Origin of the sequence: Ideonella benzenivorans (genome assembly GCF_020387415.1) — a bacterium.
GTDB classification, from domain to species: domain Bacteria; phylum Pseudomonadota; class Gammaproteobacteria; order Burkholderiales; family Burkholderiaceae_C; genus Ideonella; species Ideonella benzenivorans.
Genome location: NZ_JAGWCB010000001.1, coordinates 31,116 through 54,404, shown reverse-complemented (window position 1 = coordinate 54,404; position 23,289 = coordinate 31,116). Strand labels below are relative to the sequence as shown.

Here is a 23,289-nt window from a genome sequence, read left to right as displayed (position 1 = left end):
AACTCACACCGACGACTTGCTGGGCTGCTGACCGGCGGTGCCGCCCAGCCGATTGAGGGCCTGGCTGGCGATGCACTGCATGTCCTCGATCATCATCACCACCTCACCGGCGGCATTGGTGTAGTAGACGTTGGCGCCCACGAGGCCGGCATCGTCCAGCGGCACCACCTCCAGTTCCATCGTCATCTGCTCGGGCAGCGTGTCCACAAAGCGGACCACCCGGCCGAAGCGCGTCGGCAAGCAGGTCTCGTTGCGGAACTCGCGTGACCAGACGATGGCCAGCTGCGGACCGGCGTCGATCACCGCTGGGTCGAAGACCCAGTGGTCGTGCTCGGCCGGCACGCCGCGCAGCCAGCTGTGCGGTGCGCTGGGCACCACGGCCGCGGCGGCGGCATCGGCCGACAGGCCCTTGAGCGCCGTCATCACCTGGAAGCGCGGCCCGTGGAACAGGAACTGGTCGTAGGCCTGGGCCACCGGCAGCTTCTTCTCGAAACGCGCCCGCACCGGATGGGCAAAGCCCTCGGGCAGGCGCTGCTCCAGGCGCAGCACGGCCTTGTAGTGCACCACCGTCTTGCCGCCCTGCTGCTCGCTCTGCAGCGTGGCGTTGACCTCGAAGCCCTCCGCACTGCCATAGGGCGGCGGGTTGATCACGATGTCAAAGCGGCGCACGGCCTCCTTGAGCTCCACGCCCTTCATCAGGCGGAAGTCCTTGACCTCGACCACGCGCCAGCCCGGCCACAGCGCGTGGCCGGCCTGGGACAGCAGTTCCAGCGCCACGGCCGCCGGCAGCACCGGGGTCGCATCGATGCGGTGTTCCTGCAGGTAGGCATGGTTGGCGTCGATGGCGAAGCTCACCACCTGACCGCCCATCGGCAGGGTCATCATCTCCGCAGCACCGAGCAGCGCACCCAGCACCTTGCCGGGCACCGCAGGCGCCTGCAGCTGCACGCTGCCCAGATCGGCCTCGCGCTGCTCCCAGGGGCCTGCGCCGCAGATGATCTCGACGTAGGTGTCGTCGGTGCGCAGCAGCTCGTCCTTGAGCAGCTGACGACCGTCGGCCGCCGTCACCAGGTAGACGCCCTTCTCGGCGAACTTGGCCTCGGTCTCGGCGGTGACCATGCCGGCGCCGAACATCGTCGGGCCCCACGGTCCCCAGCACAGGGCGTTGACGTTGACCTGCCCACCCCAGCGACGGTAGAGCTGGCAGCACAGGCGGTTCATCAGTTCGTTGGCGGTGGCGTAGTCGGACTGGCCGCTGTTGCCGTACCGGCCCGCCACCGAGCTGAACACCGTCAAGAAGCGCAGCGACTCGGCACGCAGGTACTTCTGCAGCAGCAGCAGGCCGATGACCTTGGTGTTCACCACGCGGTCCCAGCTGTCCGAGGCCTTGTCCACCAGGAGCTTGTCCTCAATCACACCGGCGCCGTGCAGCACGCCGTGGACGGCGCCGAACTGGGCGTACAGGTCCTCGATCAGGCCCTTCATGCCGGCGTCGTCAGCCACGTCGACCGAGCGGTATTCAACCTTGGCCCCGCGCTGTTCGAAGTCGGCGCGGTTGCCCCGCATTTCGCGGGCGGCCAGCACGGCCGCCACCTTTTTCTGAATTTCGGCCGGCTTGAGCGAGCTCTTGCCCGCGCGCACCTGGGCGATAAAGTGCTGGCGCAGGGCCTCCGGCGTGGCCAGCGCGGCCTGCTCCACCGGTTCGGCCTCGGGCCAGGCGCCGCGGCCGGTCAGCACCAGGGTGTTGCCCGGCAGGGCCAGCTCGCGCAGCACCTCGGCGGTGATGCCGCGGGCGCCGCCGGTGGCCAGCACCACGATGCCCTGCAGCCGGGCCATGCGGGCCGGATCCACCGGCGCGACCATGGCCTCGGTCTTGAAGACCGTGCGCTGACCGTCGGGGTAGCCCACTTCCTGGCGGCCCCCCACAACTTCCAGCTCGGTCATCATTGTCTGGATCTGGGCCGCCGGCGACTGGCTGGGGTCCAGGTCCACGATCTTGACCCTTAGCTCAGGACGTTCCTCGTGGAAGGACTTGAGCATCCCGGCGGCGCCGGATTGCAGGGTCAGGCCGGCCGGCACATGGGCCCCGGCACGGTTGAAATAGCCGCCCAGCGCGCTGACCGACATCACATGGGCGCCCTCGCCCAGATTGGCCGACAGTTCGCGCAGCAGCAGGAACAGCGATTTCTCGTTCACCAGCAGTTGCTGGCGCCATTCGGCCACCGAGCCTTGCGGGGGCAGCATCTCGCTGCCCAGCTCGGCCAGGTGGATCAGGCCGGCCAGGGGCTGCGCACCTTCGCGCAGCTTGGCCGCCCATTCGATCAGGGCCGACTCACTGCCCAGCACATCACGTCCCACCAGGACGGACTCGCGCCCCTGCTCACGCAGGGCGCCTGCCAGGGCCTTGGCCTGGCCTGTCAAGTCATCGGTGATGACGAACAGGCCGGCCTTGAGCTGCTTCAGTGCATCGGCATCCAGGGCTTCGTGCACGGGCACGACGACATGCCGAGGCGGGTGGTTGCTGCTGGCGGAGGCAGCAACCTTTGATCCCGTCTCGGCAACATCAAAAGGGCTGGCGACAGCGCTCCCGCTCTTGGCCGAACCCATGATGTCCAGCATGCCGTTCAGCGTGGGCTGGGTGTTGAGCTTGCTGCGGCTCTCGGTCAGGGCCGCGCGCAGGCCATCGGGCAGCTTCTGCAGCATGGCACCGACGACCTCGATGCGCTTGATCGAGTCGATGCCCAGGTCCGACTCGAGGTTCTGGTCCAGACCCACCATGTCGCGCGGGTAACCGGTCTTCTCCTCGACGATGGCCAGCAGCATGTCGACCATCTGCTCGCGGCTCAGTGCCGCACCGGCGGCCGGGGCCACCGCCACGGGAGCGACAGCCACTGGAGCGGCCACAGGGGCGGGCTTGGCAGCGACAGGGGCCGGCACCGGCGCAGGCATCACCGGCGCGGGCACGACCACGGGCGGGGTCATCGGCGCCACGGCTGCCGGAACCACCGCAGGCGCGGCTGGCGGCACCTCGGCCACACGGGCCAAGGCCACCGGCTGCACGGCACGCGGCAGACGGGACGGGCGGGCGGGCATGGCCACACCTTCGCCAACGAACATGGCCATCACCCGTTCCTGGGTTTCCAGGAACTGGCGCATGGTCTCGAAGTATTCCGACATGACGCCGGAAGAACCTGCCGGTGGCAGGGGACGTCGTTCATCCATACGGGGCTCTCTTCTCCAACGTGAAGGGGTTGCGGGCTGCGGGACCGAGGGCGTGGCCGCCACCGGCATGGAAAGGTGAGCGGCTGCTGCGGCCACCGGATGAGCCGCCGAGGCCGGGCCAGCGGCCGGTGCCGCCAGCGCGAGCGTCTCGGCCTGCTCCAGCGTGACACCGATCTGGCGCACCGGATCCGACAAGCGACGCACGCCGCTGCCATTGATCATCCAGGCGTGCTTGGGCACGCTGACGATGCGCTGCAGCGCGGCCAGCTGCGCAGGGTCGCCAACGCGGCAGTCGCGGCCGAACAGCACCGACAGGTCCAGGTCCAGGCCCGCGCACAGCATCTGCGCAACGCCATTGAGGAAGCCACCGATGCCAGAGCCGTCGTCCAGCGCAATCGCCGTGTGCGGCTGGCCGGCCAGGATCTTGGCCGTCAGCTTGGTCAGCACCGCCTTGGGCCCCACCTCGATGAAGGTGCGGGCGCCGTCGACATACATGCTCTCCACTTCGGACACGAATTCGACCGACTGCACCAGGTGTTCGGCCATGCTGCGCTTGACCGTCGCGACGTCGTCCGCATGCGGACGACCGGTGGCATTGGAGTAGACGGGCATCTGGCCCGGTTGCCAGTCGGTGGACTCGATCATCGCGGCCAACGCCGACTGGGCCGGCGCGACCAGCTTGGAATGGAAGGCCGCAGCCACCGGGATGGGCGTGACATCAAGGCCCGCCGCCGTCATCTTGGCCATGGCGGCCTCGACGCCCGCGCGGGTGCCCGAGATGATGGTCTGCAGCGGGGCATTGTGGTTGGCCACCACGACATCCGAGACATCCGCCAACAGACGGTCAACCTCAGCGCGCTGGGCCTGCACCGCCGCCATGGTGCCCAGCTCGGCCCCATCGGCCTTGGCCGCATCCACGATGAAGCGACCGCGCGCGGCCGACAGCTGCATCAGCGTGTCCAGCCCGAAGGCCCCGGCCGCATGATGGGCGACGAACTCGCCATAGCTGTGGCCAGCCGCCATGTCGGGCGCCAAGCCCATGCCTTTGAGCAGGCGCAGCAGTGCCACTTCGATCGCGCCCAAGGCGGGCTGGGCCACATCGGTGCTGGTCAGCGCTTTGCGGGCGGCATCCAGTGCCTCTTCGTCGTAGACCGCGGGCGGGAAGATGAACCGGCCCAGCGTGCTGCCGCGGCCGAAGCGTTCCTCGAACGGCGCCTTCAGCGCGGCATTGGCTTCGGACAGCGCATCGGCGAACTGAGGGAAGGCCACCGCCAACTCGCGGCCCATCATCGGGTACTGCGAGCCCTGGCCGGAGAACAGCACCGCGACCTTGCCCGGTTCGGCCCCGACGGCACCATGGTGCACACCCGGCGGCAGCATCGGCACCTGCCCATTCAGGAAGGCCACGGCCTTGCCCAGCTTGTCGGTCAGGTCGGCCAGGTCCTTGGCCACCACGGCCAGGGTTTCCAGGCCCGGTTGCCACTGCGATGCCAGCGTCGCAGCCAGATCCCGCAGGGCCAGCGCCCCCAGCGTGGGGAGCTCATCGGCCAGTGCAGCAGCCTTGGCCACCAGCTGGGCCTTGTCGTCGGCCGCCAGCAGCACCAGTTCGGCCGACCACTGGTTCATCGGCGCGGAGCGCAGCCAAGGACGGTATTCCCGGGTGTATTCCTCCATCACCACGTGGAAGTTGGTGCCGCCAAAGCCGAAGGCGCTGCAGGCGGCGCGGCGTGGCGTGGCATCGCTCGTCAGCCAGGGCTGGGCATCCAGCAGCACGTGCAAAGGAGCGTCCTCGGCCAGCAGAATCTTGTTGGGCTTCTTGACATGCAGGTGCGGCGGCAGCACCTTGTGCTGCAGTGCCAGGGCCGCCTTGATCAGACCCGCCACCCCGGCGGTTGCCTTGGTGTGACCGATCATGCTCTTGACCGAGCCGACGACCGCCGCGTGCGGCGCCACGCCCTGCTCGCGCATCAGCTGGCTGGTGCTCTCCAGCTCGGCGGTGTCGCCCGCCACGGTGCCGGTGCCGTGGGCCTCGAACAGCCCCACCTCGGCTGGGCCAAAGCCCGCTTGCGCGTAGGCGCGGCGCATCGCCCGCAGCTGCCCCGCGGGCAGCGGTGCGGTCATACCCTTGGCATTGCCATCGCTGCTGGCCCCCACCCCCTTGATCACCGCGTAGATGCGATCGCCGTCCCGCTCAGCGTCTTCCAAGCGCTTGAGGGCGATCATCGCGATGCCCTCGGAGATGGCGATGCCATCGCCTTCCTGGTCAAACGTCGCGCAACGGCCACGCGGCGACAACGCCTGGGTCTTGCTGAAGCACAGGAAACCAAAGGGGCCCTGCACCGTGTCCACGCCGCCGGCCAGCACGAAGTCGCTGCGCCCAGCGGTCAGCTCGGACACCCCCTGGTAGACGGCGGCCAGCGAAGAGCCACAGGCGGCATCAGTGGTGAAGTTGGCACCGCCGAAGTTCAGGCGGTTGGCAATGCGCCCGGCGATGACGTTGACCAGGATGCCTGCAAAGGAATCCTCGGTCCACTCGGGCAGACGATCCGCCACGTCCTTGGGCAGTTGGCCCGCGAAGCGCGGCAGCTCAGCCCGCAGGCCGTACTGCGTGCCGACATCCCCGGTGCCGCCGCTGGCCCCCAGGATGACCGAGGCGCGCTCGCGGTCGAAGGGGCGTTCCACATAGCCCGCATCAGCCAGCGCCCGGTGAGCCACCTCCAGCGCCATCAGCTGCATCGGATCGATGGCCTCCAGCGACTTCGGCGGCATGCCGAACTTCAGCGGGTCAAAGGCCAGGTCGTCCACAAAACCACCCCACTTGGAGTAGATCTTGTCCTTGGCGTAGCGGTCGCTGTCGAAATACAGACGCCAGTCCCAGCGATGCGAGGGGATCTCGCTCATCGCATCGACCTTCTTCAGGATGTTTTCCCAGTACTCCCGGGCCTCGGCTGCCTTGGGCAACAGGGTGGCCACACCCACGATGGCCACATCGGCGGGCGGCACCGGCACGGGTGCAACCACCTGAGGCTGGCTGTCTGCCAGACGATCAGCCAGCAGGGCCGCGGCATCGTCGGTCACTTGGCGGTGCAAAGTGGCGATGTCGGTCACTTCGGCGCGAAGCGTGGCCACCTGACCCAGCATGTACATGCCCTCGGCGCTCTGACGCTCCGGCGTCAGGGTCTCCAGCGCGCCGTTCAGACCGCTGCGGGTGGTGCCCTTGGAAGCGATGCGCAGCCGGCCCATCACCAGGTCGTCCAGCACCTTGCGCGCCTCATCCACCGGCACCTTGGCCTCGCGCATCTGGTCGCGCTGGCGGAAGAAGTCCTGGGCGAAGGCGGTGTAGGCACAGCGGCTGGCATGCCCCGGGCCGGACTCCAGCGCCACCGTGTGATCGCAGTCGATCACTTCCTTCTGGAACTGCTCAACAATCGCGCCGCTGTCGACGATTTCCTTGGTGAACAGATAGGCACTGCCCATCAGGATGCCGACCTTCACACCCTTGGCCATCAGCGGAGCCACCAGGGTCTGGACGAAGGCGGACGACACCGCGTCGTGGATACCGCCAGCAAACAGCACCTGCAACTCGGCCGGTGCGACCTTGCCCTTGCCCAGCTCCTCCAGCAGCTTGTCGACCATCGTGCTCCAGAGCACGAAGCTGCTCAAGGGGCCGATGTGGCCACCGCATTCGCGGCCTTCAAAGATGAAGCGGCGTGCGCCTTCCCCGACGAACATCGGGATCAGGTTGGCCGAGGGCACATGCAGGAAGGTCGGGATGCCCGCTTTTTCCAGGGTCACTGCCTGGTCGGGACGGCCGCCGGCGATGATCGCGTAGGCCGGCTTGTGCGCGGCCGCCATGGCCAGTTGCTCATCCAGCAGGGCCTGGGGTGCGAAGCCCAGCAGGCCGATGCCCCAGGGCTTGTTGCCCAGGCGCTGGGTGGACTCGTCCAGCAGCTTGCGCAGGGCTTCGCCCTTGAGCAGCGCAAAAGCCAGCATAGGCAGCGCCCCACCCTCGGCGACCGCTTGTGCGAAAGCCGCGCTGTCGGAGACGCGGGTCATCGGCCCCTGCACCAGCGGATAGGGAATGCCCAGAGCCTGCGCCAGCGGCGCGTCCTGGGACAACGCCTTCGAGGACACCGCGGCGGACAGGTGATCGATCACAGCGGCATCAATGGCCTTGAGCACCTCGCCCAGACGGCGGTACTGCTTGCGCCAGGTGCCGGCGAAGCAGACGTCCTGTCCCAGCGGCAGCAGGCCGCCACGCAGGTTCACCCAGTCGATCTTGCCCTGCACCAGGGTTCTCAGGCGTTCGAAGCCCGCGCCCTCCCCCTCCACCGCCAGTTGACGCGCCGCGGTGTGGCCCGGACGCACCAGCACGCGGATGTACTCGCCATGCTCGCCATCCCCGATGGCCTGGGCCTCGTTGCCTGACAGGTTGCCCAGCAGTGCCACCAGGGCCTCGGACGGGCCGGCATCCTCCAGCAGCAGCAACTGCGAATCCAGGGCCACACCCGCCATGCCGATGGCATGGCAGGCAGCCGCCACATGGGGGGTGACGCCTCCGCGCAGGTACAGCGGCAAGGTGGTGAGCTTGAGCCACTTCTGAATCAGGATGAAGCTGGCGTCTTCGCCGACGAAGCCGCCGGCCTCATTGCCCTTGAGCAGCCAGCCCTCCACCACGCCCTCGGCCGGCAACGCCGGCAACACCGGAGCGCAAACCTCGACCAGGATGTGCACGCCGCGCTCATGGAGCTGGACCAGAAGATCCCAACTGGAGATGGCAACCCCGGGCTCGACGATCAGCCAGGCCAGGCCAGCCAGCGCCGGGGAGCGCAGCGCGGTCTCCAGCGTCAGGTCCATGCGGTCCAGCTTCAAGCCATAGCCCTCGCCGGCAAAGCGGCTCACCGCCGCCAGCATCGACAGCACGGTCTGGCTGTCGGACTGGAATTCGGCGTTAACCACCCCGACGGCACCGGCACGGCAGGCCGCAATGGCCAGGGTCGCATCGGAAGCGCCCGCGGGGGTGAAGACAAATGTGGTGAACAAGGGCTTGGGCATGTCTTCGGGCCGGTTAACCTCCGGACGCGTCGGCCAAGCGCGCCGGATGGATAGGAGAAACGCCCATCAGTGGACCCGCTCGGATTCCACCTCCGATACGGATTCCGTTGATGGATATGCGTCTGGTGCTAATGTCCCCCGCCCCCCTTCTAGCGACTATCCCTAACTGACGCGCCAGCGCCCGTCAGGGGTATCGGCCGGGTCGGTGTGAGATTGTGGGGACGAGACGGGGTTTTGCCGTCATCCCTGAAGAGGGGACAGGACGGCTTTCAAGCTTGGGGGGCTCTCATCAAACAGAGGAGGAGACCCATCGGCCTGGAGCCCCCTCCGACACCCCACGGACTCAGGGAATCCAGGACCAGACCTGCACGGTCACGAAACGCTGCACGGCCAGCGTGAACGCCTTCCAGACCGGCATGGACAGCCCCGCGATCTTCGCGTAGCCCGTCATCCCGGTGCGCAGCTCCCCATCAGGATTGGGGACGACGGCGATCACCTTGACCACTGTCCCCAGGGATTCGCTGGTCACGTTCCGGTCGATCACCGTGACCTTGCCGTCGTAGATCCGATCGCTGAAAGCCACCGGCCGCACCCGCACGACAGCCCCTTCCTTCACATAGGAGATGTCCGTTTCCGGCACCTGGATCTCCACGGTCACGTTGGAGGTGTCTTCCACCGTGGCAAAAGCCTGCCCCTTGTCGATGTAGCTGTTGAGGCGATCCTTCAGGTGCAGTGTCAGCAGGTTGCCATCGAACGGCATCACCATGGAAGCCCGGCCCACCTTGGAGGCATACAGATCCCGCTCGTCCTTCAGGGACTTGAGCTTGGCCTCCGCGGCGGCGATCTCATCCTTGGTCGGTCCAGTCTTGGCCAGGGTCAGGGCGGCGCGCTTCTCTGCCGTCTGTGTCACGTCGACCTGGTACTCGCGGCGGGCGGCATCCAGTTCATCGTAGGACACGACACCGTCCTTGTGCATCTGCTCCATGCGCGGCACGCGGGCCTTGGTGAAGGACTCATGCTCCTGCGCCACCTCCAGCTCACGCTGGGCCACCGCCACATACTCGGGCTTCGGCTTGGACTTCAGGTCGGCCACCACCGCCTGCTGCTCGGCCACCTTGGCGTCAAGGACACTGACCTGGGCCTGGTAATCCGGCGTGGCCAGCGTCGCTATCAGCGTGCCTTTCTTGACCGTCTCCCCGCCATCGAAGTTGACCGACTGGACCACCCCACCGAAGTCGGTGGTGATCACCTGCCGCTGATTGGGATAGGTGCTGAACCGCCCGCCGCTCTCGTAGGGATAAGGCATGACCAGCACCAGCAAGGCGGTCAAGGCCCCGGCCACCTTCAGGTAGCGCGACCAGCCGCTCTTGGGCTTGAGCTCATCCTCGGCCTCGCCCACCGAATCGGGCAGGGTCCGCTTGCGCCAGCGGTCGAACTGCACGGAACGCTCGTAAGCGGCCTGGATCATTTCCAGACGCTTGATGGAACGCTTGATCAGGTAGAAGCCCATGATCAGGGCCAGCACGATGGCCGTGCCGCCCAGCATCACGGACTGGAGATAGGCCCCCACCATCAGACAGGCCACGATGATCAGCACGAAGGCATACAGCGTGGTCAGCAACGCGTAGGTGGACAGCAACCCGCCGTCGGCGTCCTTGTAGCCGCGGCCGTTCAGGCGGTTGAGCAGCGTCTTGTAGGCCTTGCCCCGCAGATGCGGCTCGTTGGCAAAGGCCGACAGCAGGTGGTAGCCACAGCCCTTGACCAGCGGATTGCCGGAAACGAACAGCAGGTCGAGGCCGGCAATGAAGAACAGCGCCATCCCGATCTTGGGCGCCAGGCTGCCCCCGTCGCGGGTGTTGTACCAGATCAGCACCCCGAGGCTGAACAGTGCCAGCCGGACCAGCAAGGGGCCGCCCTGCAGCCACATCCGCTCCCGGCGGGACAGCTGCTCGACATGGCTCACCTTGGCCACGAAGCGGGGCAGGAAGCCCATGAACACCGAGACCCCGATGGCGCTGACCGTGGCCCGGAAGGCGTGGGCGATGAACGCCGTGGTCAAGGTCACCAGCAGGTTGACCGTGAACATGCTGAAGATCACATGCTCCAGCAGGCTGGTGAGGCTGTGCAGCCGCTCCATGTCCTCGACGATCAGCCGGCTGTACTCGAAGCACAGCATCAGCGCCGCGACCAGCAGCAGCGGCAGCACGTAGACGACGTAGCGCAGTGGCGCGACCACTGGCCCCAGCAGCTTCAGGGCGGGACGGGGGTCGAACAGCTTCAGCATCCAGCGGGTGGCCCGTGGATCGAAGCCCACCGCGTCGTTCATCCCCGCCGGCAGATCGCCTTCGGGCCCTGCTGCCGGCTTGGCCGGCGTCGGAGCCGGCACCGGTGTCCCCTCCGCCGGCGCGGCCGTCACCGCCGCCGCCTCGACCTGCGCCACATGGGCCTTGCGAACGGCCTGGCCGTCCTTCACCTCGTAGCCCTTGTCCCGGAACGGAGCCAGCAGCGCGTGGGTGTTCCCCTCCATGTCCAGCAGTTGGCGATCCCCCAGGCTGGCGAAGAACAGCTCGATCTCCTTCTGCGAGATCGGACGACCGAACCGGTCCTCGAACACCGACTGGAGCTTGGGATAGTTCTCACAGCCCGGCAGCACCTCCAGCAGGAAGAACTGCCATGGCTCCATGTCGTGAACCTTGTTGAGCAGCTTGTCGCGCAGCAGATAGCTGGGCTGGCCGTCCTTGGTGATCTTGAAGGCTTCCAGGCGCTTGGGCAAATAGGCGGGCAAGGCCACCTTCTTGGTTTGCTCGGTCATGACCAGGTCTTTCTGCGTTTAATTCATCGGGCTCGAAGCCGGGCTCGTGGCCACGCTGTCCAGCACATCGGGGGCAGCGACCTTCCAGCCGCCTCCCAGAGCCTTGTAGATCAGCACCAGCGACAGATGCTCATCCCGCTGTGCGTCCAGCTTCAGGCGCTCGGCCGCGGTCAACTGACGCTCGGCGTCCAGCACCTCGAACAGGGTGCCCTGCCCGCCCTGGTAGCGCTTGCGTGCCAGCTCGGCCAGCGAAGCCACCGCCTTCATCTGCCGGCCCAGAGCCTGTTCCCGTTCCATCGTCTTCTGGTGGTAGACCAGCGCGTCTTCGGTCTCCATCAGCGCGTTCTGCACGGCACGTCGGTAAGCCTCCACATGCAGGACCTGCACCGCCTCGGCCGCACGCACCGAGGCGTCGTTGCGCCCGCCATCGAAGACCTTGAAGACCAGCTGGCTGCCCACGCTGCCGAACAAGGCCTTCTCGGTGATGAAGCGCGACAAGTCGGTGCTGGCATAGCCGAACAGGCCCGTCAGCGAGATCGTGGGAAAGAACTCGGCCTTGGCCACGCCGATGCGGGCATTGGCTGCCCGCAGATTCTGTTCGGCCATCCGGACGTCCGGCCGCTGCTCCAGCACCGACGCCGGCAAGCCCTGCGGGACCGGGGGCGGCGTCAGTTGAGCCAGACTGCGCCCACGCCCCACGGCCGACGGGTTGCTGCCCAGCAGAATGGACAAGGCGTTCTCGGCGGCGGCGATCTCACGCTCCTTGGCAGGGATGGCCGCGGCCGCTTCCTCGGCGGCGGCGCGTGCCTGCATCACTTGCAGCAGGGTGCCGGCGCCGCCCGTCTGGCGAACCTCGGCCAGGCGAGCCACCTCCTGGCGGTTGGCCACGTCCTTCTGGAGCAGCGCCAGTTCCCGGTCGAGCGCCAGCAACTGCACATAGGTGCTGACCACATTCGAAACCACGGTCAGCGTGATGGCCCGGCGGTCCTCGTCGGTGGCCATCAGATCGGCGATGTAGGCCTCGTTGGTCCGGCGGACCCGGCCCCACAGGTCCAGCTCCCAGCTCACCTGGGCCTGGATCTCGTAGGCGGCGCTGTTCACCGGGGTGCGGCTGGCCAGGGGCACCTGCCGCTCCTCGCTCAGCTTGTCACGCGTGGAAGATCCGCGCGCCGTGACCTCCGGCAGCGCCTGCGCCTTGGCCAGATCGGCCCGGGCCGCGTATTCCCGGACCCGCCCCACGGCGATGCGGATGTCCCGGTTGTTCTCCAGCGCCTGCTGGACCAGTGCGTCCAGACGCGAATCGCCAAAGGACTTCCACCACGCCAGGTTGGCCATGTCGGCCATCGCAGCGGCATCCGGCTCGGGCGTCCGCCAAACCCCCGGCGTGGGCATCTCAGGGCGCTGGTAGTCCGGTCCCATGGCACAGCCAACCAGCGTCGCCGCCATCAAGGCGGCCAGTGACAGGCGCATGGGAGGCAGGCTCCGGGCGCGCAGGGAAAGTGGGTACGTCATTCGTCCTTGTGCTCCCGTGCGAAGCGCTCGGCCAGCAGATCCAGCGCGTGCTCCTCGATTTCCTTGACCCGCACCAGGCGGTTGCGCAGTTCGTCGAGGATGGCCTCGAACCAACGGATCTCGTACTCGATGTGGCGCCGCTCGGCGACGATGTCCTCCATCGGCATGTTCGGCGGCGGGCGGCCCTCCTCGTCGAACAGGAACTTGATGCCCTCCGCGATGCGGGTGTTGGCATTGATGTACTGGACCTGCTTCTCGACGTACTTCTTGACCTTCTTGGCCTTGAACTCCTGGATCACAGCCAGGCGAAGCGCCCGCTGCTGGGGCGACAGCTTGCCGAGGTCGGGGTGGCTGGTCACGGGATCGCCGTCGATCGGGCCGATCCGTGGCCGGTTGCCGGGCTTGCGCTCTGGGTGGTCGGTCATGCGGGGTGTTCTCGTTCGATACCTGGTCCGGGCGTTCAGTGGTAGCCCAGCTCGGCGGCCAGTTCCAGCACCTTGGGATGCAGGCCCTTGCCATCGGGGCGCCAGGCCAAAGGCTTGTCCAGCGGAGGCACCTTGACCTTGTGAGGCCGGAATGCCGGTCCGCGCAGGAAATTGGGGTCGTTGCCAAACAGCGCCGTGATCGGCCCGAAGCAGGCAAACGGCGAGCGCTCCGGATGCATCATGGCGTCGATGGCCTCGGCATCGTCCCGGATGCCCAGCCAGCGGCACACATCCCCGAGGAAGTGGGTCGGGTCGTGCATGATGTCCTCCCCGCGCACCCGCATCTGCTGCGCCGGGGGTACCTGATCCAGGAAATTGAGGATGTTGGCGTTCAGGTCGTGCCAGGCGAACTGAGGATCGACAAAGGCCCGGTCCTCCAGGAAGTCGATCGAGTTCACGTAGAGCGCGAACGCACCATCGTTCATGGCCATGATGGACTTGCAGGTGGCCACCGGATGGCGTGTCAGGTGCAGGAAGCGTGCATCCGGAAAGGCCCGGTACATGGCCTGCATCCGCTTGATCGAGATGGTGTAGGACGGGCTCTTCTCGACTGCGATCAGCGGGTGGATGTCCGCCACCAGCTCCTGGTAGATCTCGGCGGTGCTGCGGTGCTGCCGCGCCGCACACCAGTGGTTGGCCATCTGCACTGTGGCGGTGGTTTGCTCTCCCCCATAGATCTCAGCCACCGCGCGCAACAGGCCTTGGCGGGTCTTGGAGAAGTTCTCGATCTCATCGCTGCGGCGAACCCACAGCTCGATCAGATGCTCCACATTGAACAGGCACAGCTCGGGCAGACCGAAGGTCTGCGGGTGCTGGCCGATCATCGCGTTCATCAGCGATGTGTAGGACCTCGGAGGGGCCAGAAGGAACAGCGGTGCGGCCATCGGGACTGCGTGGAGGAAGAAGAGGCCTCAGAGACTGGCGATGCCGAAGCGGACACACCCCAAGACGGGGATGTCGAGACACCCGCTGGCGTGCCTGACGGCGTGGTGCTTGCCCATGACAACGGCTCCGAAGGTCCCGCTGCGCGGGATCGATTGAGAAGGTGGTCCGCAGACCCGAAGCCGGAACGCGCCGCACAGAGCGGCTTGGCATCCCGGTGTGCGAACTGTCTCGCCCGCCCGCTCTCAGCACAATCCCGAACTTGCATGGCAACCCTCATGAACAAAGGGCATGTTCAGGCCTTGACTCGGCTGCCAAATGCAGGTTTTTCCTGCCTCCGCAACGCTCCCGCGTTGGCGAAGGACCCGCCGGAAATGAAAAAAGCCAGCACGTATTAAACGTGCTGGCTTTTCATTTCTGGTGCGGCTGGCAGGATTCGAACCCACGACCCCTTGGTTCGTAGCCAAGTACTCTATCCAACTGAGCTACAGCCGCCGGAATTCAGCAGTATATCGAAGCTTGGTGCGGCTGGCAGGATTCGAACCCACGACCCCTTGGTTCGTAGCCAAGTACTCTATCCAACTGAGCTACAGCCGCTTAACTTTTCGCTGAAGCTGACATTCTAGCACTGCCAATCTTTGGAATGCAAGCGTCTCCGCCAACACCCGTGCAGCGCCACGCAGCCCCTTAATCCAGCAACGCGGCGCGCTGATCGAAATGACAGGCTTGCACCTCGTCATCTTCCTGGCGCGCGATCCGGGCCAGCATGCGCAGGGCTTGGCGTCGCACGCGGCTGGGCAGGCCTTCGGCACTGGCCGTCTGCTCCAGCAGACGCCTGGCCCGCCCCCAGAGCTGGCGTTGGGCGAAGGCCAGACCAGCGGCGGCCGCCACGGCCGGCTCCCGGCCGAAACGGTTCAGCGCCTCTTCCAGCACGGGCAACCACCGGTTGTCCACGGCCTCGACACAGGCCACCAACCCCAGGGCCAGTTGCTCGCGGGCCTCGGCATCGGTCCGCTGCAGATGTTCCCAGGCCGGCCAGAGCCAGGACAAGCCCTGTTCTGCCTGCCCCAGCGTCGCCGCCCGCCGTGCGGCGCGCGCCAGCACCCAGGCATCCCGTCGATCGCCGTCGTCGAGTGCCTGCCAGACCTTCTGCAGCTGTCCTTCATCGAAGGTCTGATCCAAGGCCTCGAAGGCCAGTGAACGGAGCAGCGACTGGGCCGCCCCCGCCGAGAACCCCTGGTGCTTGGCCAGCAGACGGGCCGTCTGCAAGGCCTCCATCGGCCGCCGCAGCTGCTGTGCGGCCTGCAGCCGCAGCCGCAGGGCATGGGTGCGTCGTGCCACACCGGGGGGCAGTTCTGCCAGCAAGGCCATGCAGCGACCGGCATCGCGGTCTTCCATCGCCAACTGGGCCGACAGCAGTTGGATCCCTTCGAAGGCGCTGCCGCTGCCACCACAGGCCTGGGCCAGTGCCAGCTGCTCCTCGCGACCAATGCGGTCCTGCAACCGATGCAGGGCAGAGGCGGCGATCAGATGGGCCTGCACCGCGAAGTTGCGGTCTTGCGCCAGAGCTTCCGACTCGGCCTGCAAGGCCAGCGCCTTCTGAACCGCCCGCTGGGCCCGCGCATAGCGGGCGGCCATGAATTCGGCGAACCCCTCGCGCAGCAGGTCCTGCGCGGCACGTTCTCGTTTGAGGTCGCGCCATTCCCTGGCCCGGGTCGGCAGGCTCAGCAGCGCGTGTGCGGCCTGCAAGCCGGCAAACAAGACGATGCCCACCCCCACCAGCGACAGCAGGAACAGGTTGAGCGACATGTCCAGCCGCCAATGGCCATAGAACAGCGAGACCAGCGCATTGTTCTGGCCCAGCACACTGGCGGCCACCACGGCCACCACGAACAGGAGAACCAACCAGATGACCGACCGCATGACGCCCGCCTTTGTTCAGCGGCCAGCGGCCGCGGCGGCCAGAGCGGCCAGGGTCTCATCCGGACGCGGCAGGCCGCTCTGACGGCTCTGCCCGGCCACCTGCTGCAGCTGATCTGCCACGGCCTGCACCCGGCGCGAATCCTTGTCGAAATAGCGCGACAGCAGTTGCTGCGCCTGCGCCATGTCGCCCTGCGCCTGGTCGAACTGGCGGGACAAGAGGGCCAGCCGGGCGTTGAGCAGGTGCAGCTTGAGGTTCTCGCGCAAGAAGAAACCTTGTTCCGGCGTGAGCAAGGCGGCCTCGGGATGGTCCACCTGGGTGACCCTCACCAGCGAGCGCACCTCCTCCCACGCCAGGGTTGCCACACGCTGCCAAGCATCCTTGACGGTCGCCCACCAAGCGGCTTCGGGCAGATCGGATGCCACCTCCACGCCCGAGGCCGCGGAAGCAGCCGACGCGGGGTGCGCCGCACCACGGGCGGTCCTGGTCGGCGCGACCACCCCGCTCGGACGGCGGTTGGGGGTGTTCACCAGCGGCAGATCATCGACCTGACGCACCACCTCATCGAGCCGGATGGACAGCGCCGGCACATCGGCCACGCCGACCGCCCGCAGCCGGTCCATGTCCCGTGCGACGGCACGGTGCACCCGCTCCAGCCGGGGCTGGTTGACGCGCGAGAGCCGATCATCGGCTTGCTTGAGGGCCGACATCAGGGGCTCCACACTGCCGGTGATCGCCGCCTGCTGCTGCGCCACGCGAAGCCCGGCCTCGATGTCGGCCAGCACGTTCTCATCGCGCGAACGCGACAGCGAGGCGATCAGATCCTCCACCTGGGAACGCTGCAACGCCGTCTCGGCCACCTTCGCGTCCAGCAGCGCCAGCTTGGCAGTCGCCTGGGTCGCCTCGTCGTGCGCCTGGCGCGACAGCATGCGCGCCTCGGTGGCATCGTCCTGGCTGGTCTGCTGCCGGCGCACCAGTTCCGACTCCAGAACCTGCAATCGGTCATGGGTGGTCCACGCCAGCGTCAGGCTGCCGGCGCTGACCAATGCCATGGCCGCCAGGGCCCATGGCAAGACGCGCCGCCCCATCCCTGCGGGGGCAACGGTGGCCTCGGCGGCGGGAGGCGTGGCGGTGGGCGCCGCAGAGGCGGCGTCAGCGACGGTGGGGGGGGTGTCGGGTGTGCTCACGTTGCGGACAATTGTATCGACCACCCCCTGCCGCGCTTCTGCGCTGACGCAGCGCAGCCACAGGGCATGCTCACTCGTTCAGGGCGCCGCCCGCGCCGCGCCCACCGCACGCACGACCCCTTCGACGCCGGGCTCGATCAAGTCGACCTGCCCAAAGCCGGCTTGGCGCGCCCGGGCCACGATGCGAGGGTGTGTGGCCAGGGCCCGGGCGCGGGCCCAGTCGGCCTGCGGCAACAGGAGGCCCAGGTGCGCCACCGCTTCGGAACTGCTGAGCAGCCAGCAGCTGTGGGCAGGGTCATTCACGGCCGCTTCGGCCTGGGCCCGCTGCCCGTCCGTCCAGGAGGGTGTCCCACGGACATAGGCTTGCAGAACATGGACCTGGGCGCCTGCGGCGCGGAGCGTGCTGGAGAACCAGTCCCGGCCCCCGTCCCCGCGGACGATCCAGACCCCCCGCCCCGCCCAGTCTTCGTCCTTCAACCGGGCCCAGAGTCCTTCCGAATCCAGCGACTCCCCGAGGTCCGGCGCCGTCACCGCGGCCGCAGGCACCCCCGCCGCGGTCAGAGCCTGCGCCGTGCCGGGGCCGGTGCAGCCCGCTCGCACCCCTGCGGGCCAGGTCCAGTCCGGCGGCAGCGCCGCCAGGAATTGCTGCACGGCATTGGGGCTGACGAACATCACCAACATGCCGACACGCAGGCTGGCGGCCATCGCCCGCACGGCGTCGGCATCCGGTGCCGGACCGATGGCCAGCAAGGGCAGTGCCTGCGCCGGTAGCCCGTGCGCCGACAGCCGCCGGACCCAGTCGCCGGCCTGCGGCTCCGGACGGGTGACCATCAGACGTGCGAGCCCGGCGGCGGTCATCGCATTCAGCCGGCCTGGGCAACCAGATAAGCGGCGCCGCCGGCGTCCAACAGCCGGCGTGCCGCATCGTGTCCCAGCGTCTCGGCAGCGTCGGTGTCTGTCACATCGGCCTCCAGCCGGGCGCGCAGCAGCGGCATCTGCGGCTGCAGGGCATGGCCGAGCGCGACGTCGAGCCGCATGCGCCCTTCGCCGACGAACACGGCATGGGCCGCCAGGGGCACGCTGCAACTGCCCCCCAACGCACGGGACACGGCCCGTTCGGCATGGGTGGCCAGCCAGGTGGCCGGGTGGCCCAGCGAGGCCAGGGCCTCCCGCAGGGCCACGGCATCGGCCCGCACCTCCAGACCCAAGGCCCCCTGCCCCGCCGCGGGGATCATCGCCTGGGGGTCGAAGGTGGCACGGATGCGCGCCGCCAGGCCCAATCGCTTGAGGCCAGCTGCCGCCAGCACGATGGCGTCGTAGACCCCCTCATCCAGCTTGCGCAGGCGCGTGTCCAGATTGCCACGCAGCGGCTCAATGCGCAGGTCGGGACGCAGGGCCTTGAGCTGCACCACCCGGCGCAGGCTGGAGGTGCCCACGCAGGCACCTTGCGGCAGCTCGGTCAGGCCGGCGTACTGGTTGGACACGAAGGCATCGCGCGGATCCTCGCGTTCCCAGATGGACGCCAGGACGAAGCCTTCCGGCAGATCCATCGGCACGTCCTTGAGCGAATGCACCGCCAGATGGGCCCGGCCGGCCTCGATCGCCACTTCCAGTTCCTTGACGAACAGCCCCTTGCCGCCCACCTTGGACAAGGCGCGGTCCAGGATCTGGTCGCCCCGCGTGGTCATGCCCAGCAGTTCGGTGGGCAGGCCCAGCTCTTGCTGGAGCCGGTCGCGCACATGCTCGGCCTGCCACAGCGCCAGGCGGCTCTCCCGGGTGGCGATGACGACGGGGGTGACGATGGAGGCGGTGGACTGCATGGCCGGGATTATGGCCGCCCCGCACTGCTAGCATCGCGTCCGCCCACGGACGCCCTGGAAGGACTTTTCATGCCCGCTGCTCAGCCCGCCCGCCGCACCCGCACCGCCCGCCCGGCCGAGGATCCGGACAAGGACCGGCCGCTGGTCGAGGACATCCGGCTGCTGGGCCGCCTCCTGGGCGACGTGATCCGTGAACAGGACGGCAGCGGCGCCTACGAACTGGTGGAGCGGGTGCGTCAGCTCTCGGTCGCCTACCGGTTGAAGAAGGACGCCAAGGCCGGCCAGGCCCTGGACCGGCTGCTGAAGAACCTGACCGCCGACCAGACGGTCAGCGTGATCCGCGCCTTCAGCTACTTCTCCCACCTGGCCAACCTGGCGGAAGATCGGCACCACCTGCGCCGGCGCGAGCTCCACGAGGCCCTGGGCGAGCACCAGGCCGGGTCACTGGCGCACTGTTTCGAGAAGCTGGCCCAGGCCAACCACCGGGCGGCCGACATCGCAGCCGTGCTGGCCCAAGCCTACATCTCGCCAGTGCTGACGGCCCACCCGACCGAGGTGCAGCGCAAGAGCATCCTGGATGCCGAGCGCGCCATTGCCGAGCTGATCGGCGAGCGCGATCACCTGAAGAGCCTGGCCGACCGCACCGCCAACGAACGCCTGATCCGCGCCCGCATCACCCAGCTGTGGCAGACCCGGATGCTGCGCTACACCAAGCTGACCGTGGGCGACGAGATCGAGAACGCGCTCAGCTACTACCAGGCCACCTTCCTACGCGAGGTGCCCCGGCTCTACCAGGAGGTCGAACAAGCCCTGTCCGGCCATGACGTGGGCACCTTCTTTCGCATGGGCAACTGGATCGGCGGCGACCGCGACGGCAATCCCAATGTCACCGCCCCCACGCTGCGCCTGGCCCTGTCGCGCCAAAGCGAGACCGCGCTGCGCCACTACCTGACCGAGGTGCACGCCTTGGGCAGCGAGCTGTCCATGTCCCAGATGCTGGCACCGGTGACACCGGCCATGCAGGCACTGGCCGACCGCTCACCGGACCACAACCCGCACCGCGAGGACGAGCCCTACCGACGCGCCCTGACCGGCATGTACGCCCGGCTGGCCGCCACGCTGCAGGCGCTCACCGGCACCGAGGCCCTGCGCCACGCCGTGGCGCCCCAGCAGCCCTACGCCCAGGCCGAGGACTTCCTGGCCGACCTGCAGGTGATCGCCGATTCGCTGCGCCACCACCATGCCCAGGCCCTGGCCGAACCGCGGCTGGCGCCGCTGATGCGGGCCGTGCAGGTCTTCGGCTTCCACCTGGCCACGGTGGACCTGCGCCAGAGCTCCGACCAGCACGAGGCCGTGGTGGCCGAGCTGCTGCGCACCGCGCGCATCGAATTCGAGTACAGCGCACTGAATGAAGCGGAACGCCGGGCCCTGCTGCTGACGGTGTTGAACGATGCCCGTGGACTGCGCCTGCGCGAGGCGGACTATTCGGAGCCCACCCTCTCCGAGCTGGCCATCTTCGACGCCGCGGCCGAGGGCCGCCGCCGCTATGGCCCGGCCGCCATCCGCCACTACATCATCTCGCACACCGAGGATGTCTCGGACCTGCTGGAGGTGCTGGTGCTGCAGAAGGAAGCCGGTCTGCTGCACGGCCTGCTGGGCGAGGCGGCCACCGCCGACCTGATCGTCTCGCCGCTGTTCGAGACCATTGCCGACCTGCGCCACGCCGGCCGCATCATGCGCGAGTTCTACGCCCTGCCCGGCGTGGCCGCCATGGTTCAGCGCAGCGGTGGCGAACAGGACGTGATGCTGGGCTACTCTGACAGCAACAAGGACGGCGGCCCCTTCACCAGCAACTGGGAGCTCTACCGCACCGAGGTGGAACTGGTCACGCTGTTCGACGAACTGCAGGCTGCGCACGGCATCCGCCTGCGGCTGTTCCACGGCCGCGGCGGCACCGTCGGCCGCGGCGGCGGCCCCAGCTACCAAGCCATCCTGGCCCAGCCGCCGGGCACCGTGCGCGGGCAGATCCGGCTGACCGAACAGGGCGAGGTGATCGCCTCCAAATACGCCAACCCGGGCATTGGCCGCCGCAACCTGGAAACGCTGGTGGCCGCCACGCTGGAAGCCACGCTGCTGGCCCCGGCGAAGGCCCCACCCAAGTCCTTCCTGGACGCGGCAGAAGCCCTCAGCCAGGCCAGCATGGCCGCCTACCGCAAGCTGGTCTACGAGACGCCCGGCTTCACCGACTATTTCTTTGAATCCACACCGATCCGCGAGATCGCCGAGCTCAACATCGGCTCCCGCCCCGCCTCGCGCAAGGCCACCCGCGCCATCGAAGACCTGCGCGCCATCCCCTGGGGCTTCTCCTGGGGGCAGTGCCGGGTGGCCCTGCCAGGCTGGTGTGGCTTCGGCTCGGCCGTGCACCACTTCCTGGACCAGGACCCGGCCCAGCGGGACAAGCGTCTGGCCCTGCTGCGGCGCATGCACCAGCAGTGGCCCTTCTTCCGCACCCTGCTGTCGAACATGGACATGGTGCTGGCCAAGAGCGACCTCACCCTGGCCACCCGCTACATCGAGCTGGTGCCCGACAAGAAGCTGGGCAAACGCCTGTTTGCCGCCATCCGGGCGGAATGGGAACGCACCGAAGAGGCCCTGGCCTGGATCACCGGTGAGAGCCGGCGGCTGCAGAGCGCCCCCAGTCTGGCGCGCTCCATCGAGCACCGCTTCCCCTACCTGGACCCACTCAACCACCTGCAGGTCGAACTGATGCGCCGCTACCGCAACCGGCGCGAGGGCGACCCCGTCAACGAGCGGCTGCAACGCGGTATCCATCTGTCCATCAACGGCATCGCCGCCGGTCTGCGCAACAGCGGCTGACCAGAGCCGCCAGGGGCGCCTGTTCCCCCCCGGCACCGGACCTCCCGCGACCGATCCTCTGTCTCAGGTAGGGAAACCATCGTGCGACCTAGGGAGGGCCTTTGTGGGCCGGTGTTCTTATGATGCAAACGCAAAAAGGAATTTCTGACGCGAAACGCGGTTGGAGGGAATGGACAGCATGGAGCACACGGTCGAAAGCGTTGAGCCGAAGATCATCGAGATCGTTACGGAACTGACCGAGGACTGGGATGTCGACCTGGATGGTGGCGTCGGCCCCACCACGACGATGATCGCGGACATCGGCTTCGCCTCCATCGACTTCATCCAGCTGGTGGTCGCCATTGAGGGGGCCTACAAGCAGAAGCTGGGCTTCCAGGATCTGCTGATGCAGAACGGCGCCTATGTGGATGACCTCAGCGTGCGCCAGATCGCCGCGTTCGTGGCCGGCCGCCTCAGTGGTGCCGCCCCGGCGCCGGCACCGACTGCGGCGCCCGTCCCCACCAAGTCGGCTGCGCCGGCGGCGGTCGTCAGCAGTGTGCCCGACAGTGAACGTGTCACGGCGGAGAAGCTGGCTCGTTTCCGTGCCAGCATCGCCCGCCGCACGCTGACCGGTGACGGCGGCCCGAAAAACCCGCCCGCGCTGTTTGTGCTGTCCCCCCCGCGCTCGGGTTCCACCCTGCTGCGCGTGATCCTGGCTGGCAGCTCCAAGCTGTTCGCCCCGCCGGAACTGCACCTGCTGCCCTATGCCACGATGGGTGACCGCCTCAAGGCGCTGTCTGGCGAGCACACCGAACACCTGCTGGACGGCACCGTGCGCGCCCTGATGCAGCTGCACGGCTGGGAGGCCGAGCAGGCCCGCGCCTTCGTGTCCCGCTGCGAGCAGGAGAACATGAGCACCAAGGCGTTCTACCGCCTGCTGCAGGAGCCGCTCAAGGGCGAGAAGCTGCTGGTGGACAAGACGCCGTCCTATGTGATCGACGTGGACATTCTCAAGCGGATTGAGGTCGACTTCGAGAACTCGCTGTTCATCCACCTGCTGCGGCACCCCTGCGGCATGATCCGTTCGTACGAAGAATCCAAACTGCAACGCCTGATGCCCATGGTGCAGGAAAGCAGCTTCGGCGCCCGTGAACTGGCCGAGCTGACCTGGCTGACCGCCCAGCAGAACACCCTGGAATTCGCCAAGCAGGTGCCCAAGGAGCGCTGGCTGACGCTGCGCTACGAGGATGTCGTCTGCAGCCCGGAAACCTCAATCCGCCAGATCTGCGACTTCGCCAAGATCCCGTACGAGGACGCGATGATCAACCCCTACGAGGAGATGGATCAGCGCATGACCGACGGTGTGGACAACGCCTCCAAGATGAGCGGCGACTTGAAGTTCCACCTGCACAACGCCATCAACCCCGATGCCGCCGTGCGCTGGAAGCAGTTCTACACCGATGGCATCCTGGGCCAGCCCACCCTGGAGATGGCCCGGGCCCTCGGCTACTGACGTGCTGGCGGGGGCTCGAGGGGC

Annotated in this window: 11 protein-coding genes and 2 tRNA genes; 2 read left to right on the top strand and 11 right to left on the bottom strand. The window is 67.7% G+C overall.

The features are described 5' to 3' along the window. Positions 1-3 precede the first annotated feature (3 nt). The 11 genes from KGA65_RS00210 to hemC all read right to left on the bottom strand — a co-directional run bounded on the left by KGA65_RS00210 (position 4) and on the right by hemC (position 18,896). The gene (locus KGA65_RS00210; protein WP_225861126.1) at positions 4-8,277 is read right to left on the bottom strand and encodes a type I polyketide synthase; all 8,274 of its coding nucleotides are present in this window, start codon (positions 8,275-8,277) and stop codon (positions 4-6) included. 343 nt (positions 8,278-8,620) lie between these two features. After that, on the bottom strand, positions 8,621-11,089 hold the full coding sequence (locus KGA65_RS00205) for an HlyD family secretion protein (protein ID WP_225861125.1): 2,469 nt from the start codon (positions 11,087-11,089) through the stop codon (positions 8,621-8,623). A gap of 18 nt (positions 11,090-11,107) precedes the next feature. Next, positions 11,108-12,559, bottom strand: coding sequence for an efflux transporter outer membrane subunit (locus tag KGA65_RS00200; protein ID WP_225861124.1), 1,452 nt, complete (start codon positions 12,557-12,559; stop codon positions 11,108-11,110). Between the two features lie 38 nt (positions 12,560-12,597). After that, entirely contained in the window at positions 12,598-13,026 is a 429-nt protein-coding gene (locus tag KGA65_RS00195; protein WP_225861123.1) for a hypothetical protein, read from the bottom strand. Between the two features lie 35 nt (positions 13,027-13,061). Then, positions 13,062-13,970 carry a sulfotransferase family protein gene (locus tag KGA65_RS00190; protein ID WP_225861122.1) on the bottom strand — a complete coding sequence of 303 codons (909 nt, stop codon included), beginning with the start codon at positions 13,968-13,970 and terminating at the stop codon, positions 13,062-13,064. A 416-nt stretch (positions 13,971-14,386) separates the two neighbouring features. Beyond that, a tRNA-Arg gene (locus KGA65_RS00185) sits at positions 14,387-14,463 on the bottom strand. A gap of 25 nt (positions 14,464-14,488) precedes the next feature. Continuing rightward, a tRNA-Arg gene (locus tag KGA65_RS00180) sits at positions 14,489-14,565 on the bottom strand. A 90-nt stretch (positions 14,566-14,655) separates the two neighbouring features. Beyond that, a complete protein-coding gene (locus KGA65_RS00175; RefSeq protein ID WP_225861121.1) occupies positions 14,656-15,891 on the bottom strand; it encodes a heme biosynthesis HemY N-terminal domain-containing protein in 1,236 nt (411 codons plus the stop codon). A gap of 15 nt (positions 15,892-15,906) precedes the next feature. After that, positions 15,907-16,941 carry a uroporphyrinogen-III C-methyltransferase gene (locus KGA65_RS00170; protein ID WP_225861120.1) on the bottom strand — a complete coding sequence of 345 codons (1,035 nt, stop codon included), beginning with the start codon at positions 16,939-16,941 and terminating at the stop codon, positions 15,907-15,909. Positions 16,942-17,154: 213 nt separating this feature from the next. Then, on the bottom strand, positions 17,155-17,907 hold the full coding sequence (locus tag KGA65_RS00165; RefSeq protein WP_225861119.1) for a uroporphyrinogen-III synthase: 753 nt from the start codon (positions 17,905-17,907) through the stop codon (positions 17,155-17,157). A gap of 32 nt (positions 17,908-17,939) precedes the next feature. Next, positions 17,940-18,896, bottom strand: coding sequence for a hydroxymethylbilane synthase (gene hemC / locus KGA65_RS00160; protein ID WP_225861118.1), 957 nt, complete (start codon positions 18,894-18,896; stop codon positions 17,940-17,942). Between the two features lie 69 nt (positions 18,897-18,965). Between hemC and ppc the strand changes: the two genes are divergently transcribed. After that, on the top strand, positions 18,966-21,773 hold the full coding sequence (gene ppc, locus KGA65_RS00155; protein WP_225861117.1) for a phosphoenolpyruvate carboxylase: 2,808 nt from the start codon (positions 18,966-18,968) through the stop codon (positions 21,771-21,773). Between the two features lie 178 nt (positions 21,774-21,951). Continuing rightward, positions 21,952-23,265: a sulfotransferase gene (locus KGA65_RS00150; protein WP_225861116.1), complete on the top strand. Its 1,314-nt coding sequence runs from the start codon at positions 21,952-21,954 to the stop codon at positions 23,263-23,265. Positions 23,266-23,289: the final 24 nt, after the last annotated feature.